The organism is Arthrobacter sp. 05T420, assembly GCF_056396305.1.
The window spans coordinates 62,078-77,933 of sequence record NZ_JBFTLG010000023.1; the positions used below are offsets into that span (position 1 = coordinate 62,078).

The following is a 15,856-nucleotide window of genomic DNA, read 5'->3' on the forward strand; positions in this document are numbered from 1 at the left end:
CATGCCTCAGGATGGGCCGTAGGTGACCCCGCGTTGCTTTGGTGTCTAGTGCCCGGACGCGGCCAGTTCCGCCAGCAGCTCAGCCTTGCGTTCCTCGCTCGCAAACGATGAACGGATCGAGTTCGCCGCCATCCTGACGCAGTCGAACTCGGACAGGCCGATCACCGATTTCAGCTGCGCGAAGTTGTCGTCCACGTACCCGCCGAAATACGCGGGATCGTCCGAGTTCACGCAGACGTTCAGCCCCGCCGCGAGCATCGCCGGCAGCGGGTGCTCCGCCAGGGTGTCCACCGCCCGGAGCCGGACGTTGGACAGCGGGCACACGGTCAGCGGCATGAGCTCGTCCACCAGCCGCTCCACGAGTTCCGGATCTTCCATGCACCGGATGCCGTGGTCGATCCGCTCCACTTCGAGGATGTCCAGCGCGTCGGTGATGTACGACGGCGGGCCCTCCTCACCGGCGTGCGCGATCCGGTGCAGCCCGGCGTCCTTGGCCCGGGCGAAGAGCCGCTCAAACTTGGCCGGCGGGTTGCCCACCTCGGCGGAATCGAGCCCGATGCCGGCGATCGGGGCGTCCATGGCGAGCAGCTTCTCCAGCACTTCGAGGGCGGATTCCTCGGTGAGGTCGCGCAGGAAGGCCGCGATCAGGAGGGTGGAGATGCCGAACTCTTCCTGGGATCCGGCCAGCACCGAGGCCACTCCGTTGACACACGTCTCCAGTGATATCCCGCGCGACAGGTGGGCCTGCGGGTCCAGCATGATCTCGGCATGCCTGACCCCGGCGAGCGCCGCCCGGGCCAGGTAGGCCCGGGTCATGTCGGCGAAGTCCTGCTCCGTCTGCAGCACGGCCATGTTGGCGTAGTACAGGTCCAAAAAGGACTGCAGGTCCGTGAACGCGTAGCGCGAGCGCAGCTCCTCCAGGTCCGCGTACGGCAGTTCGATCCCGTTGCGCTCCGCCAGCGCGAAGATCAACTCCGGTTCCAGCGTCCCCTCAATATGCAGGTGCAGCTCCGCGACCGGGAGCGCGAGGGGCTCACCGGCTTCAGGTTCTTCGAGTGCTTCGGGTTCTTCCGGCGCTTTCGGCTCTTCCAGCTCTTTCTCCGTAAACAGAGTCTCGCCGTCGTTCGTATCCATCCGGTAAGGATATGCCCGGTGCTGCCCTGAGCGGATAGAGTCGAACTAATGCAAAATACACAGCATGCTTCCGATTTGCCGCGCCCGACCGACCGGGATCTCGTCCAGGATCTGGTTCCCGGCACTCCCCCGGACGGTTTTGTCCGGGTGCGCGGTGCCCGTGAGAACAACCTGCGCAACGTGGACGTGGACGTGCCCCGCGACGCGATCGTCGCCTTCACGGGCGTCTCCGGCTCCGGCAAGTCCTCCCTCGCCTTCGGCACCATCTATGCCGAGGCGCAGCGCCGCTACTTCGAATCCGTAGCCCCCTACGCCCGCCGGCTTATCCAGCAGGGGCACAACCCCAAGGTGGAAATGATCACCGGGCTGCCGCCCGCCGTCGCGCTCCAGCAGCGCCGCGGGACGCCGAGCTCGCGGTCCACGGTGGGCACGCTCACCACCTTGTCCAACTCCCTGCGCATGCTCTTCTCCCGCGCCGGCAGCTACCCGGAGGGCGCCAGCCCGCTGGACTCGGACGCGTTTTCCCCGAACACGGCCGCGGGCGCCTGCCCGGAGTGCCATGGCCTGGGGATCGCGCACACCGTCAGCGAGTCCTCCCTGGTCCCGGACACCTCACTGAGCATCCGCGACGGCGCCATCGCCGCCTGGCCCGGGGCGTGGCAGGGCAAGAACCTGCGCGACATCCTGACTCACCTGGGCCACGACGTCGACACCCCGTGGCGGAAGCTGCCCAAGAAAGACCGCGACTGGATCCTCTTCACTGAGGAACAGCCCGTGGTGGAAGTGACACCCCAGCGCGACCGGGTCGCCAAGCCGTACAAGGGCCGGTTCTGGAGCGCCAAGAGCTACGTGCTGCATACGCTCGCCGATTCCAAGAGCACCACCATGCGCGAGAAGGTGCTGCGCTTCATGGAAACCGGCCCGTGCCCGGTCTGTGGCGGCACCGGCTTGACCCCTGCAGCCCTCGCTGTCACCTTCGCCGGGCATACCATCGCCGAACTCAACGCCGTCCCCATGGCGGAACTGGCTGACATCATCCGGCCGACCACCGAGCTCACCGAAGCCGGGACCGCCTCCCGCAAGCAGTCCTCCGGCGAGGGCAACGAGGTGGCCGTCGCCATCACCCGCGACCTCCTGCAGCGCGTCACGGTGCTGCTGGACCTCGGCCTGGGCTACCTCGCGCTGGGCCGGTCCACCCCCACGCTCTCCCCCGGCGAAATGCAGCGGCTCCGAATCGCCACCCAGCTCCGATCCGGCCTGTTCGGCGTGATCTACGTGCTGGACGAGCCCTCCGCCGGCCTGCACCCCGCAGACGCCGAGCCCCTCCTCGCGGTCCTGGACCAGCTCAAGTCTTCCGGCAACTCGGTGTTCGTGGTGGAGCACAACATGGACATCGTCCGCCGCGCGGACTGGCTGGTGGATGTGGGTCCCCGCGCCGGTGAAGGCGGCGGCGAAGTGCTCTACAGCGGACCCGTCACCGGCCTCGCCGACGTGGATGCGTCCGTCACCCGGCCGTTCCTGTTTCCGAATGGCTCCGGCATGACCGACGACGGCGGCGGTTCAGCCGCCGGTGGCACCCGCCGGGAGGCTGCCGGCTGGCTGGAGCTGCGGGACATCAGCCGCCACAACCTGCGCGAACTCGACGCCGACTTCCCGCTCGGCGTGCTGACCGCCGTCACCGGCGTCTCAGGCTCTGGCAAGTCGACGCTGGTCAGCCAGGTCCTGGCCGAAGTGGTCGGCGCCCGGCTGCACCCAGAAACCGGCGCCGAGGCGAGCCCAGTTGAGGACCTGGAGTCCCAGGCCGGTGAGTCCACCGGCCCGCTCAGCGTTGGTCCGGTCTCCGGCCTAGACCAGCTGGACCGGCTGGTCAAGGTGGACCAGAAGCCGATCGGCCGCACGCCGCGGTCCAACCTCGCCACCTACACCGGCCTGTTCGACGCGGTCCGCAAGGAATTCGCCGCTACGGACGAGGCCAAGGCGCGGGGCTTCGGTGCCGGGCGCTTTTCCTTCAACGTTGCCGGCGGCCGCTGCGAGACCTGCCAGGGTGAGGGCTTCGTGGCCGTCGAACTGCTGTTCCTGCCCGGCAGCTACGGCCCCTGCCCCGAGTGCCATGGCTCGCGCTACAACCCGGAAACGCTGGAGGTGACGTATCTCGGGAAGAACGTGGCAGAAGTGCTGGGCCTGACGGTCAATGCCGCCGCTGAGTTCCTTGAAGGCGTGCCGGCAGCGGCGCGCAGCCTGCAGACGCTGCGGGAGGTGGGCCTGGGCTATCTCCGGCTCGGCCAGCCGGCCACCGAACTCTCCGGTGGCGAGGCCCAGCGCATCAAGCTCGCCACCGAACTGCAGCGCGCCCAGCGGGGCCACTCTCTCTACCTGCTGGACGAGCCCACCACCGGGCTGCATCCTGCCGATGTCCAGTTGCTCATGGCCCAGTTGCACCGGCTGGTGGACGCAGGGAACACCGTCATTGTGGTGGAACACGACATGGATGTGGTGGCCGCAGCGGACTGGGTGATCGACCTCGGCCCGGCCGGTGGCGACGCCGGTGGCCAGATCGTGGCGATCGGCACCCCGGCCGCCGTCGCGACGTCTAAAAACAGCCGGACGGCGCCGTACCTGGCCGCGATGCTCGGGGGCTGAGTCACCCGAAGACGTTCGCGTGGATCAGCGGCGAAACGGGCAGCGATGAGATGTATGGCTCGATGATAACGCAAGAAACGGCAAAAATAACGTCTTGATAACGGGGCCGGCCTGGCTTAACCTAGTTCTCAATGCCCGGTAACCGGGCAGTGCATGCCCGGTGCTACCACCACCAGATACTGCCCGACCGGTAGACACCGTATATGACCTCTATTGTCAGGGGCGGGCAGTGGCGCGAGAACGTCCGGGGACGGACCGAGCGCTGGTGGCCCTCAGGAGCATCTCAACCATGAAGAAATCCACCTATGGCACTTCCGCGCGCCGCGGCATCACTCTGGCTGCTGTTTCGATGGCGGCCGTCGCACTCTCCGCAACGTCCGCAAACGCTGCCGTCCCGGCGCAAACCACCGCCTCCGTCTGGGACTCACTTGCTCAGTGCGAAAGCAGTGGCAACTGGTCCACCAACACAGGAAACGGCTACGCGGGCGGTCTGCAATTCAGCCAGTCGACGTGGGCGGCCCACGGCGGCTCGGGGTCCGCGGCGAACGCCAGCCGTGAGCAGCAGATCGCCGTCGCACAGAAAGTGCAGGCCAGCCAGGGTTGGGGCGCGTGGCCGGCCTGCGCCGCGAAACTGGGCCTGAGCGGCGGCGCAGTGGCTCCGCAGAGTGCGACCACATCACGACGGACCGCCGCGGTTGCCGTCCCAGCCCAGGTGTATGTCCGGCATGCAGCCCCGAAGGCAGCAGTCCCGGCACCCCGCCACGTTGCGCTGGTGGCTGTGAGTGGCCAGACCCACACCATCCGGAGCGGCGAAACCCTGAGCACAATCGCCGAGAAGCTCAGCATCGCGGGCGGCTGGCGCTCGCTGGCCGACGCGAACACGGCAACCATCAGCAACCCCAACCTAGTGTTCCCGGGCCAGGTGCTGCAGCTTCCCAGATAGGGCGCTTAATTACGCACGGCACCGCTGTTACCGGCACTGCTTGGTAAGGCACGGGCGGTGACAGCACGACGCCGGAGCGATCCCGTAAGGGGACGCTCCGGCGTCGTCGTGCTTGAGTCAGCCGTGCGGGCTCGAGTGAGCCGTGCGGCTTAGGCGGACTGGGGGATCTCGCGGACTATCTGCAGTTTCCACGCTGAGTCGTCGCTCGTGTCCAGTAGGGCAACGGTGCCCATCGCCAAGTGCAGCGCCACCCGCTTCGCAGCGAGAAGCTCAAGGTAGAGGTTTTCATTTACCCGGGCAGGGGCGTCAATGACGTACTTCACGGCGTCGCGGACCTTGCGGTAATTGTCGCTCCGTTCACGGTGCAGATGCAGTTCGAGCATGCGGCGCTGCCGGATCTTCGGCTCGTGACGGTTCAGCCAAGACACTGCGGCGTGGACTGCAACTACAAGGGTCAGTGAGACCGCGTAGATCCACCACCCCGTGTTGAGCAGAAAGAGCGGCAGGTTGGCGATCGCCACAACGGCGATGCAGAGGCGCAGCGCCACTATCCGCCGCATGGTCAGCGCGAACGATGCCATTGCGGCACGGAACCCGTGCTGTTCCTTACGGGCTGCCACCGGATCCAGAATCACTTCCTCGAGGACCAAAATCCCGTTCGCTTCCGGGCCGAGCAGTTGTCCGTATTTCGGAACAACCGGCACAACAGGGGCTGGATTCATGGCGTGTCCTCCGGGCGGCATTGATGGGGTCCTGCTATATTACGCCCCTTCGTAATGTGGTGTCTGCTTCATTCCAAAATGTGAACATGCGCACGCGCGGTCCTGTGCAATTGGTGGTTTGGTCATGTGGCCTCAAACTGGAGAGATGCAGACTTTCCTCCCCTTCCCCGATTTCCAGCAGAGCGCCTCGGCTTTGGACCGCGTGCGGCTCGGCAAGCAGCGCGTTGAGTCGCTGCAAATCCTGCGTGCGCTGGTGATCCCGGAGTACGGCTGGCAGTCGCACCCGGCCGTCCGGATGTGGATGGGGTACGTTCCCGCGCTGACCATGTACGGCCTGGCCATGGTGGATGAGTGGACGGCCCGCGGCGGCGAAGACACCACCCGCGAGAAGATCATGGAGTTCGCCCCGCAGGCGGCCCACCCCGGCTACGCCGCCAAGATCCCGATGCCGCCGTGGCTGGGAAATGCGGATTTCCACCTCAGCCACCGGTCCCGGCTGATCGCCAAGGATCCGCGGTTCTATACGAAGGTATTCCCGGGCACGGACCCGGACCTGGAGTACGTCTGGCCCGAACCGAAGCACGAGCTTGTGCCCGAGGATCCTGCCGGGGACCGCATGTGGGTACTGCGCCTGCCGCTCGGCGACACCGCGCCCGATCAGCTGAAGACTGTCAGCCTCCCGCCGGTCGGCCGGGGCAAGGCCTCCCCGGAGGATGATTACCAGTTCGTCTACGCCGAATCCGGCTCACGCCGTCCGGGCAAGGTGCGCAAGCTGCCCCCGAAGCACCTCGTCAAGAAGCCCACCCGCAAGCGCCAGCAGCAGGAAGAGGCGTTCACCACTCTTCCCGGCAACTCCGTGGTGGCCATCCCGGTCAACGGCGGCAGCTCCTTCGCCATCGGCAAGGTGGTGGGCCGTCCGATCACCGTTGACGGCCACTTCGCCCGCAACTTCGAGGTGGACGAGATCGTGGACCGCTCCGTCTTCGATTACCCCGCTTTGATGCAGGACCCCCGGGCCTTCTTCCCGATTCCGGCGAGGTAGGCGGACGACGCAGGCAGGTCCGGCGTCGGGCTGGGCGGCGCGAATCAGGCCTCCCGGCAGTCTCGGCCGCCGGCGGGCACCGGCCGACGCGAATCCACCGTCGGGCGTCCCGCCCGGCGGGTGAGTGACCGTCAGCAGCTGACGGATTGCTGCAGAGCTGCCCCGGTCCAAGAACCGACCTTCGCCGTCAGGCGGAAGGTATACGTTCCTTTGCCGTTGCCACCACCGCTGGTGGCAGTAGTCACCCGTGAATGACCCACGGCAGGTAACGCGGATACGACGGCAGGTCCGCTTGGTGGCGTTAGCGTCACCGTATATCCCGTGGCGCGATCAACCTCGTCAAAGTCGTCAAAGGTGATGACTGCCCCCCGTTGACCGCCGGCGTTCGTGCACCTCAGAGTTCCGTTGATCGATGCCGGCGCGGGGACCTTGTAGGTTCCAACCGTGAGGGCGGCGGTCGTCTTGGCTGTGAACGCCGCATACGCCAGCCCGGGAGCGCCCAGCACCAGAGCCACGGCTACTGGGACGGCCAGCAGTCCGCGCAGACGCACCAGCCAAGTGGCCTTGACCCGGGAGGCTACCGGAGCGGGCTGAGGGACGTTCACTGTTTGCGCTTCCTGTGAGAGCTGGCGATCTACTAGCTCCTACTCTGGCAGTGCAGCTTCAACCCAACGCCGCGAAAAACTTCAACATTTGCTCAAGAAAACCTGTTAGCCTAAATCCACTGTTGCCATTGGGGTTTGTGTCACACGCTGTGACACACGAGGTCACAGCCGTGTAGGTCTCCATTGTTTTAGAAGCTGGGGTTTGGGTGGTTCCGTGACTCAACTGCGAGCAGTGGTTGTAGATGACGACGCCGACGTTCGACTGCTGCTGCGCCGGACGCTCGAGATGCAGGGGTTTGCCGTTTTTGAGGCCGCCTCCGGGTCCGCCGCGCTAGTGAGTATCCAGGAAAACGGCCCGGATCTGGTGACCCTGGACCTCAACCTTCCCGATCTCGATGGCGTTGAAGTTTGCCGTCGGATGCGCAAATTCTCCGAGGCTTACGTGGTCATGATCACGGCCCGGGCGGACGAGATAGACGAATTGATGGGCCTGGAAACTGGCGCCGACGACTTTATCAGCAAGCCCTTCAGCCCCCGCGCTGTCCAGGCCCGGGTGACAGCGGTAATGCGCCGCCACCGGCCTACCCCGCAACGCCCCACGCCGCAGCGTAGGGCCACAGACTTCATGCCCCGTGCAACCGACGCATCCTCAGCCGGGGCCCACGACGCACCGCGTCGCCGGGCGAGCGACGCTGCGACGATCACTGACGCAGCGTCCGCCCCGCACGCGCCGCCACGCCGCCGGGCAAGCGATGCGGTGCCCGGCAACGCTTCCGCTGATCCAGCTGTCGCGGCAGGACAAAACCGTCGTAGCGACGACGCTGGCGTCCTCCGGCACGGCCCGTTGGTTGTCGAGGCCGAAAGCCGGGCGGCCTCCATTGACGGCGTCGAACTGGTGCTGACCCGCACTGAATTTGATCTGCTGGAAGCCCTGACCGGGGCGCCGCGTCGAGTCTGGACCCGAAAGGCGCTGCTGACCAAGGTGTGGGGCACCGAATGGCCCATGGACGAGCACCTCGTGGAGGTGCATATCGGCAATCTCCGCAGGAAGCTCGGCGATAAAGGCCGCGAACCACGGTTCATCCGCACGGTACGAGGCGTCGGCTATCGAATGGCGCCAGCCGAAGGGGTGGGCTAGCTGGCCGTGCGACCGCTGGCCCGTTCCGCAGAGTCCGGGATGGTGCGGCAGTCGGTTCTCGCAGAGTACGGGCTGCCTAGCCTTGAACCGCTCCCGGCTACAACCGGCACGCGGACCCCGGATACGCAGGGTCAGCTCCAGAAGCTGCTGGTGCTGGCGACCACTACCACCGGCATACCGTTCGCAGCGGTCAACATCATCACCGCGGACCACCAGCACCACATTGCCGCCGAAGGGATCGACCCGGGTGTCTGCTCCCGCGAAGATTCGATGTGCAGCCAGGTCTTTCTCAGCGGCCGGACCACCGTGGTGCCCGACGCCTCGCGGGACCCTGTGTTTCGAAGCCATCCCTTTGTCACGGGTCGGGTTGCCGCCGTCCGGTTCTACGCTTAAGTCCCTCTCGCCACGGCCGAGGGTTTCGTGTTGGGGTCGTTGTGCCTCTTTTCGCCGTCGCCCGCGGAACTTACTCCCGGTCAGCAGACGGCACTGGAAATCATCGCGTCACAAGTGGTGGAAGTACTCGAACTGCACCACCATGCGCGGATGCTCGCCCGGAGCTTGGAGGAGGCGCGCAACAGCAACGAGCTGCTCGAATCCTTTGCTGCCCGCATCAGTCATGACCTGCGCAACCCGCTGACCAGCTTGATCGGCTTTACCGAGCTAGGCGAGCTGCAGAGGCCTGCGGATGCGGACGAGTTCCGCATCATCGGCAGAACCTCACGCCGGATGTTGGCCATGGTGGACGATCTGCTGTCTTTTTCCCGCATCGGCGGATCCCTCCGACGCCGGCCGGTGTCGCTCAGGGCTTTGGTCAGCGACGTTTCAGAGAACCTTGCGGCGGACATCACGGAAGCCGGGGCCGAGATCGAGGTTTCAGATATGGTCCTGGAGGCGGACATAGAGCAGTTCCGCACGCTGCTGCAGAACCTGATCCACAACGCCGTGGCCTACCGCCGGCCTGGCATCCGGCCCAGAATCTTGGTCACCGCCGTCGCTGTTCCCGACGGCGTGATGGTCCGGGTGACGGACAATGGCAAGGGCATTCCCCCGGAACAACGGGGCCACGTCACCGAACCGCTGACCCGCTTACATCGCGACGACGACCCTCCCGGTTCAGGCTTGGGGCTGGCAACCTGCGTCCGGATCGCGAAAGCCCATGGCGGACGGCTCAGCATCAGTTCGGGTCCCGACGGCGGAACCACCGTGTCCGTCGCCCTCCCCGGGGCCGGCCCGGAGGAATCTGCCGGCTGACTGGGCCCGGCAACGCTACAGGTTCACGGGACGGCGCACTCCCCCGCAGCGGTGCCGTCAGGAACAGCGGTGCCGTCAGCGCCTGAGGAGTTTGCCCGCGTGTTCCGCGAAGTCCACTGCGTTGGCGTTGAGGGCTCCCGCGGCAGCCCGGGCCGCGCCGAGATCGCCCGCCCGGATACTCCGTTCGACCGCCCTGCTGTGCCCTTCGAGCTGAACCGCTCCGGCCATCGCCGCCGAGGTCGCCACACTCAGGACCGCCGCTAAGGCACCCTCGCTTTTGCCTTCGAGAAGGCTGCGGTGGATGCATGCCAGGCTGTCCGGCAGGCGCTGGAGGAATCGGCTGACGAAGGCGACTGCGGTGGAACGGGAATCCAGTTCGAGGGCAAGCCTGTCGATCTGCCGGGTATCCAGGATGACGCCTGAACCGGTCATCCTCTGCTCTCTCCATAACCGGCGCCCATGGCGTCTTCAGCGGCATCGTCCCTGACTAGCGATTCCGTGTTCAGCGTTGCGGTGCCCAGCGATTCCGTGTTCAGCGTTGCGGTTCCCAGCGATTCGGCAGGCTTCTTCCAGATCGCCGTCAGCACCACAACGACGAGCAGCGCTGATGCGCCGTAGAGGAGCACAGACTGGACCTGTGGCTGACGCAAGGCTCGGATGGCGTCGCCAAGATACGGCACCACGCCCGCTTCCCTGTAGACGTAGTCCTCGGACAGCACGGCAACCCACGGGTCGGCCCCCGGGTTGGCGTCTCCCTTGGTGGTCACGGACGTCGTGCCGGCGTCGCGTTTGATGCTGGCCACCCGGTGGGTTTCAATCCGGTGATCGTCAATCGGGATGCTGTAGGTAATGACGTCGCCAACCTTCAGCTCGGAGACCGGCGTCTTCACGCTGACAACGACGTCGCCCGGGTTGATCCCCGGCGACATGCTCCCGGTGAGCATGGTGGACGTCTGGTAGTTCAGGAAGCGCGGCCCGACTGCGAGAAAGAGGAACACCAACGCGGCGACGATGAGGAGGATGGTAACCGCGGCGCGTCCGGCCACGGGAACCCCCTTGGGCACCACACTGCCGCGAGCGCGCGGCGGCCGTTCGGCCCGACGTCGTCCGTGGTTGGGGAGCGCGGCGAGGGTGGGCAGTGCAGCGTCCTGTGCGGCGTTGCCCTGGACAGTTTTGTCCTGGACAGCGCTGTCCAGGGCCGGGCTGTCCAAGGCGGGACCCTCTGCTGGCGGGAGGTCGACGGAGCCCCTGGGACCTGCGTTGACTACTGTGCTCACGGGATCGTTCCTCCTGCCGGGGTGGTTAGTACGAGGAAAATCGGGGACTCAGTCCGGCCGAGACCAGGCCAGACTGAGTCCCCGAGACCGGTTACTTGTTGGTGGCTCCGCGGGTTGCGGCGTTGAAGGCGAAGGCGACATTGCTGTTCAGGCCCTGGAAGGAGTCGTTCGCAGCGGCCGGGAGGGTCAGGATGACCCGGAGGAAATCGGTCTTTGCGGCGGTCATGGACGTCAGACCCGACAAAGCGATGTTCTGTCCGATCACGGCACGCTTGGCGAGGACCGCAGCGCCCTGCACCGGCGTGCCCGCAGAGTTACAGGTGTACGGACCCGTGCCGGATCCGGTCCAGGCAACCGGGCAGCTGTCGATCTGCAGCTGCAAACCGTTGGTTCCGTCTGTGGTCAGGAGGCTCGGGGACGTCGTGCTGGTGGTGAGTGTGATCGCTGCCAGGTCGATGGTGCCACCGTTGACCAACTTGAGTGTGCGTTCCATGGTGTCGCCCGGGATGACCTTGGCCGCCTGGATGTTGAGCGTGCCGGCGTCGGCGCCAGTCAGGGTTACCGTGGCCGAATCGACGGCGGCGGAAGCCGACGTGCTGGCAGTGAAACCACCGTAGGTACCCATCCCGGCCACGCCGGCAGCTGCGGCGAGGAGGGCGGCGGAAGCCAGGACCTTGCTGGACGTGGACTTGAGGTTGAGACCCATTGGTTTTCCGTTTCGTGGAGCCGGCTCTGACTGGCCGGGCGACGTATGTTGTGTCCGCCAGCCCCCTGGCTGACTGTTACAACGATGCCTGGTCTCCTTCAAGGCAATCCTTCAGCGGGCGACAAGATCAGTTCAAGATTTTCTCAAGCCTGTCCGTGGGACTTCCCGAAGGCTGGCAGACTGGCCTCATGACTGTTCTGCTGGCCGGTTGCGGCGATCTGGGCACCGAGGCCGGCCTGCGTTTCGCGGTGGCGGGCCACCGCGTAGTGGGATGGCGCCGGTCGCCGGCGAAACTTCCGGCTGCCATCGAGGGAGTCACCGCTGACCTGAGCTCCGGCGAGCTGCCGCCCATCCCGGCGGACACCACCGCCGTCGTCGTCGCGATTGCCGCGGATTCCCCGACGGAGGACGCTTACCGGACCGCCTACGTGGACGGGCTCTCCAACGTGCTGGACGCTATCCTGGCGTCCGGCGCAGGTGTCCGCCGAATCCTGTTTGTGTCCTCGACCGCCGTCTACGGGGACGCCGGCGGCGGCTGGATTGATGAGCGCACGACGCCGGAACCTGGCGGGTTCTCTGGCCGCATCATCCGCGAAGCAGAGGAACTCCTCTACAGCCGCCTGCGCGGCACCGGCATCACCCCAGTAGTGCTGCGGCTCGGCGGGATCTACGGCCCTGGCCGGACGCGGCTGATCGACCAGGTGCGCGGCGGAACCGCGGTCTTTCCGGCGGCGTCGCGCTTCACAAATCGGATTTACCGCGACGACGCCGCCGCGGCTATCGTCCATCTGTGCACCATGGACGTGGTTCCTGCGCCTGTCTATCTGGGCGTGGACAACGAACCGGCCGAGCTGGGCGAAGTGCTGGGCTTCCTGGCCGCGGAACTGGGACTCCCCCGGCCGGCGTCGGAGTCGGCTGGCGCGACGGGCGGAGGTTCCGCGTCGGAGTCAGCTGGCGCAGGCGGCGGGTCGGCGGCGGGCGGCGCCTCGGCGTCGGCGGGTTCGGCGGGCGGCGAGCCGTCGCGGGGCGGAAATAAGCGAGCCAGCAACGGGCTGCTCCGCAGCACTGGATTCGAGTTTCAGTACCCCAGTTTCCGGGAAGGCTACCGCGCCGTGCTCGCCGGCGTCGGAGTCCGGCACCCGTAAGGTTTTGAATCTCACTGCCCACTTTCTCCAAGGGGAATCATGGATCTTCAGCACATTATCGAGGCGGCCGGCCGCGTCATGGACTTCGCCGGCGTGGCCGTCATGGTGATCGGCGCCCTCGTGTCCATCCCCATGGCTTTGCGGGGATTCCAGCCCAGGCGCCTGCCCTCGGAATCCGAACCGCTCTCCGTCTACCGCTCCTACCGGCAACTGCTGGGCCGCTCCATTCTCCTCGGCCTGGAACTGCTGGTCGCGGCCGACATCATCCGCTCGGTCGCCGTCACACCGACCTTCGAGGGCGTCGGCGTACTGGCCATTATTGTCCTGATCCGGACTTTCCTGAGCTTCTCGCTCGAGCTGGAAATCACCGGACGCTGGCCCTGGCAGACGCAGCGCGGAGGCGCCCCGGCACAGTCGGCGGCCGGCTGAACCTTCCTGGTGTTGGGGCGTCCGGCTAGGCTCGGGGCATGACAGACTACGCGCGTTCTCTTGCGTCCAAAGCCACCGAACTGCTCCGTCTCCACCAGGCCCCGGAGATCCTCCAAGTCATCAACGTGTGGGACGCGATCACCGCGAAAGTGGTCGGCGATGTTCCAGGTACCAAGGCCTTGGCCACGGCCAGCCATTCCATCGCGGCGTCCCGCGGCTACGAAGACGGCGAGAAAATCCCGCTGGACGAGATGATCGCCGCCGTCGGGGTGATTGTGACCGCTACGTCGCTGCCCGTCAGCGCCGATCTCGAAGCGGGCTACGGGAACCCCGGGGAGACGGTGCGCAAGGCGATTGGCGCCGGCGCCGTCGGAGCCAACATCGAGGACCAGATGCGCCCCCTGGCCGATGCCGTTGCGCAGATGAGCGCTGCAATACGCGCTGGCAAGGCCGAGGGCATCGAATTCGTCCTCAACGCCCGCACGGATGCCTTCTTGAAGGGCAAGGACCGGGACCCGGCCGCGGTGCTGGCCGACGCCATTGAGCGCGGCCGCGCCTTCCTCGATGTCGGTGCGGCCTCGGTGTTCGTGCCTGGCCTGTTGGACGAGGCTAGTGTCACCGCATTGGTGGAAGGAATTGGCTGGAACAAGGTCTCAGTCATCAATGTGCCCGGATCCCTGGCCCCGGCCAAATTGCAGGAACTGGGCGTGGCCCGCATTTCCTACGGACCGTGGACCCAGCGCGTGGCGCTGACGGCATTGGCCGACGCGACGGCGGAGCTGCTGGCCGGCGGGGCGCTTCCGGAAGGCACCCGGGCGTTGAACTGACCATTCTCCGAGGCGCGAGTATTCCCGCCATACCGACCGTTGCCTGCTTATGCCCACCTGTGCCGACCTGTGCCGACCTGTGCCGACGGAAGGGAGCTGATCCGATTGGCTGTAGATACCTGGCCGGACGCGCCAGAGCTTCCGGCGCCGATCATCATGGACCAGCGGTGGATGGACGCCGTCTTCCTGCACTGGCGCATCCCTGAGGCAGTATCGGCGTCGTTCATGCCGCCGGGCGCCGCGCCGGACACCTTCGACGGATCCGCCTGGGTGGGGCTGATCGGCTTCCGCATGCAGCATGCGGGACTGGGCCGCGGTCCCGGCGTCCCCTACTTCGGAAGCTTCAACGAGATCAACGTGCGCCTCTACTCCCAGGAGCCGGACGGCACCCGGGGTGTAGTTTTCCGCACGCTGGATGCTTCACGCTTGGCGGTGGTGCTGGCCGCGCGGGCGGCCGGGATTCCCTATGTGTGGTCGCGGGCGAGCTTCTTGGGTGCCGATTCGTTGGGTTCCACTCGGCGCACGGCCGGCGCCTCTTCGGCTGGAGCGGATGGGGCCTTCAGGTCCGGAGGGTCCGGCGGGTCGGTTGGAACCGGAGCGGCCGGGTCGGCGGGGGCCGATGGCGCCTCCGGGTCCGGAGGCTCTGGGTCCGGAGGCACTGGGTCCGGAGTCACTGGGTCCGGAGGCTCTGGCGGGTCGGTTGGAACCGGAAGGCCTGCTGGCATCACTGGAGCCGCAGGGTCCGGCGGAACCACTGGGTATTCCGTACGCCGTTTCCGTGGCGGCGCCCGGAGCGACTTCGCGGTCGCCCCGGAACTCGACGCCCCAGCCGTGGATCCCCTGTCGATCCACCTCACGGCCCGCTTCGGTCTGCATTCCAGGTTCAGGGGCAGGACGCTTTACATTCCCAACACGCATTCCGCGTGGCCGCTGTATCAGGCGCGGCTGACCCTGCTGGAGGACGAGCTCGTCCGCGCGGCCGGCATCCAGGTCGCCGGACCACCCGAGTCCGTGCTGTTTTCGCCGGGGGTCCGTACCCAGTTTGGCCGGCCACGGGTCCTGAACCGCAAGACGTGAAGCGGTCTGACGCTCGCCGACCCGGCTGGCGCCGCGGCGTCAGCGCACGGTGCTCGCTAAATTGTCGGACCCCTTCAGTAGATTCAAGTCATGGAAGCCGTCAGGGATTTCATTGCTTGCGAGGACACTGACCGGGGCGCAGCCCAGGTCCGGCAACCCGGTGTGGACGCGGCTGCTGGCATGGACGGGGTTGCTGCCGCGCTGGCTGCGCTGCAGGCGGTGAGCGCGACGGCGGTGGAGGACGCGGGATCGTGGGGATTCCGGACCGCGTCGGACTTCGCCGGACGGATCGAGGAAGTCTCACGCACCATGGAGTATCTGCAGCTGGTTGCGGCAGCCGCCGTGGACCGGACCCGGAAGCAGTCCGCTAGCACCGGCGCGGCTGGCGCGGGGGCGGCCACCTCGTGGACCACTGGCTGGCGCGAGAGCCCCGCCGGCTGGCAGACCGGCGGATCCGGAGCCGCCGGGCCTGCCGGCACCACCGCGGCGGCCGCGGCGGCGACCGCGCCTGACGCGTCATCCGTCTCGACGGGTGTGACTGCGTCCGTGGCCGCGGCTGCGGTCGGTGCGTCCGGGTCGACGGCGGCGGCTGATGCGTCGGCCGTGTCCGCGTCCGAAGCGTCAATCGTGCCGGCGTCGGTTCTGGATGACGGGTACCGGAACACCGCGGAGTTCCTGCGGGCGCGGCTGCGGATCGGCGCCGCGGAGGCACGGCGCCGGCTCTCCCTCGCCGAGTCCCTGCTGCCCCGGGAGGGACTCGCCGGCCGGCCCGTGCCGCCCGTGCACCGGGAGCTCGCCGCGGCCGTCGCGGCCGGCGAGGTCGCCTCCCGGGCCGCGACCGTCATCGCCGTCGCACTCGAGCGGGTCCGGCCGCTCTGCGACCCGGACGCCGCGGCCCGGATGGAACACGCCCTGACCCG

The 15,856-nt window shown here is 67.0% G+C and carries 17 protein-coding genes; 11 read left to right on the top strand and 6 right to left on the bottom strand.

Going from position 1 to position 15,856, the window contains the following annotated elements; translation table 11 throughout:
* Positions 1-45 precede the first annotated feature (45 nt).
* On the bottom strand, positions 46-1,134 hold the full coding sequence (locus AC1DEM_RS19705) for an adenosine deaminase (protein WP_476885974.1): 1,089 nt from the start codon (positions 1,132-1,134) through the stop codon (positions 46-48).
* 48 nt (positions 1,135-1,182) lie between these two features.
* On the opposite strand from AC1DEM_RS19705, the gene AC1DEM_RS19710 reads away from it, so the two are divergent.
* Together AC1DEM_RS19710 and AC1DEM_RS19715 are read left to right on the top strand one after the other, a co-directional pair.
* Entirely contained in the window at positions 1,183-3,774 is a 2,592-nt protein-coding gene (locus AC1DEM_RS19710) for an excinuclease ABC subunit UvrA (protein ID WP_476885975.1), read from the top strand.
* Between the two features lie 289 nt (positions 3,775-4,063).
* Entirely contained in the window at positions 4,064-4,717 is a 654-nt protein-coding gene (locus AC1DEM_RS19715; protein WP_476885976.1) for a transglycosylase family protein, read from the top strand.
* Positions 4,718-4,866: 149 nt separating this feature from the next.
* On the opposite strand, the gene AC1DEM_RS19720 is transcribed toward AC1DEM_RS19715, so the two are convergent.
* On the bottom strand, positions 4,867-5,439 hold the full coding sequence (locus AC1DEM_RS19720) for a hypothetical protein (RefSeq protein ID WP_476885977.1): 573 nt from the start codon (positions 5,437-5,439) through the stop codon (positions 4,867-4,869).
* 145 nt (positions 5,440-5,584) lie between these two features.
* Between AC1DEM_RS19720 and AC1DEM_RS19725 the strand changes: the two genes are divergently transcribed.
* Complete coding sequence (locus AC1DEM_RS19725; RefSeq protein WP_476885978.1) at positions 5,585-6,481, top strand: MSMEG_6728 family protein; 897 nt, start codon at positions 5,585-5,587, stop codon at positions 6,479-6,481.
* Between the two features lie 131 nt (positions 6,482-6,612).
* On the opposite strand, the gene AC1DEM_RS19730 is transcribed toward AC1DEM_RS19725, so the two are convergent.
* The gene (locus AC1DEM_RS19730) at positions 6,613-7,086 is read right to left on the bottom strand and encodes a hypothetical protein (protein WP_476885979.1); all 474 of its coding nucleotides are present in this window, start codon (positions 7,084-7,086) and stop codon (positions 6,613-6,615) included.
* A gap of 214 nt (positions 7,087-7,300) precedes the next feature.
* Between AC1DEM_RS19730 and AC1DEM_RS19735 the strand changes: the two genes are divergently transcribed.
* The 3 genes from AC1DEM_RS19735 to AC1DEM_RS19745 all read left to right on the top strand — a co-directional run bounded on the left by AC1DEM_RS19735 (position 7,301) and on the right by AC1DEM_RS19745 (position 9,475).
* Entirely contained in the window at positions 7,301-8,224 is a 924-nt protein-coding gene (locus tag AC1DEM_RS19735) for a response regulator transcription factor (RefSeq protein ID WP_476885980.1), read from the top strand.
* Positions 8,225-8,374: 150 nt separating this feature from the next.
* On the top strand, positions 8,375-8,617 hold the full coding sequence (locus tag AC1DEM_RS19740; RefSeq protein WP_476885981.1) for a hypothetical protein: 243 nt from the start codon (positions 8,375-8,377) through the stop codon (positions 8,615-8,617).
* Between the two features lie 114 nt (positions 8,618-8,731).
* Positions 8,732-9,475, top strand: coding sequence for a sensor histidine kinase (locus AC1DEM_RS19745; RefSeq protein WP_476885982.1), 744 nt, complete (start codon positions 8,732-8,734; stop codon positions 9,473-9,475).
* A 75-nt stretch (positions 9,476-9,550) separates the two neighbouring features.
* Here the strand turns inward: AC1DEM_RS19745 and AC1DEM_RS19750 are convergent, their stop codons facing one another.
* From AC1DEM_RS19750 to AC1DEM_RS19760, 3 genes are all read right to left on the bottom strand, one after another.
* The gene (locus tag AC1DEM_RS19750; protein WP_476885983.1) at positions 9,551-9,907 is read right to left on the bottom strand and encodes a hypothetical protein; all 357 of its coding nucleotides are present in this window, start codon (positions 9,905-9,907) and stop codon (positions 9,551-9,553) included.
* Positions 9,904-10,752, bottom strand: a complete 849-nt coding sequence (locus AC1DEM_RS19755; protein ID WP_476885984.1) for a signal peptidase I — start codon at positions 10,750-10,752, stop codon at positions 9,904-9,906. The genes AC1DEM_RS19750 and AC1DEM_RS19755 overlap by 4 nt, the downstream gene beginning before the upstream one ends.
* Before the next feature lie 91 nt (positions 10,753-10,843).
* Entirely contained in the window at positions 10,844-11,458 is a 615-nt protein-coding gene (locus AC1DEM_RS19760) for a TasA family protein (RefSeq protein ID WP_476885985.1), read from the bottom strand.
* Positions 11,459-11,646: 188 nt separating this feature from the next.
* Here AC1DEM_RS19760 and AC1DEM_RS19765 point away from each other — a divergent pair, with 188 nt between their 5' ends.
* The 5 genes from AC1DEM_RS19765 to AC1DEM_RS19785 form a co-directional block, all read left to right on the top strand.
* On the top strand, positions 11,647-12,603 hold the full coding sequence (locus AC1DEM_RS19765) for an NAD-dependent epimerase/dehydratase family protein (protein WP_476885986.1): 957 nt from the start codon (positions 11,647-11,649) through the stop codon (positions 12,601-12,603).
* 39 nt (positions 12,604-12,642) lie between these two features.
* A complete protein-coding gene (locus AC1DEM_RS19770) occupies positions 12,643-13,032 on the top strand; it encodes a DUF1622 domain-containing protein (protein WP_476885987.1) in 390 nt (129 codons plus the stop codon).
* 38 nt (positions 13,033-13,070) lie between these two features.
* Complete coding sequence (locus tag AC1DEM_RS19775) at positions 13,071-13,859, top strand: isocitrate lyase/PEP mutase family protein (RefSeq protein ID WP_476885988.1); 789 nt, start codon at positions 13,071-13,073, stop codon at positions 13,857-13,859.
* A gap of 105 nt (positions 13,860-13,964) precedes the next feature.
* Entirely contained in the window at positions 13,965-14,936 is a 972-nt protein-coding gene (locus AC1DEM_RS19780; protein ID WP_476885989.1) for a YqjF family protein, read from the top strand.
* Positions 14,937-15,026: 90 nt separating this feature from the next.
* Positions 15,027-15,856, top strand: an 830-nt coding sequence (locus AC1DEM_RS19785; RefSeq protein ID WP_476885990.1) for a DUF222 domain-containing protein, incomplete at its 3' end; no start/stop codon positions are given.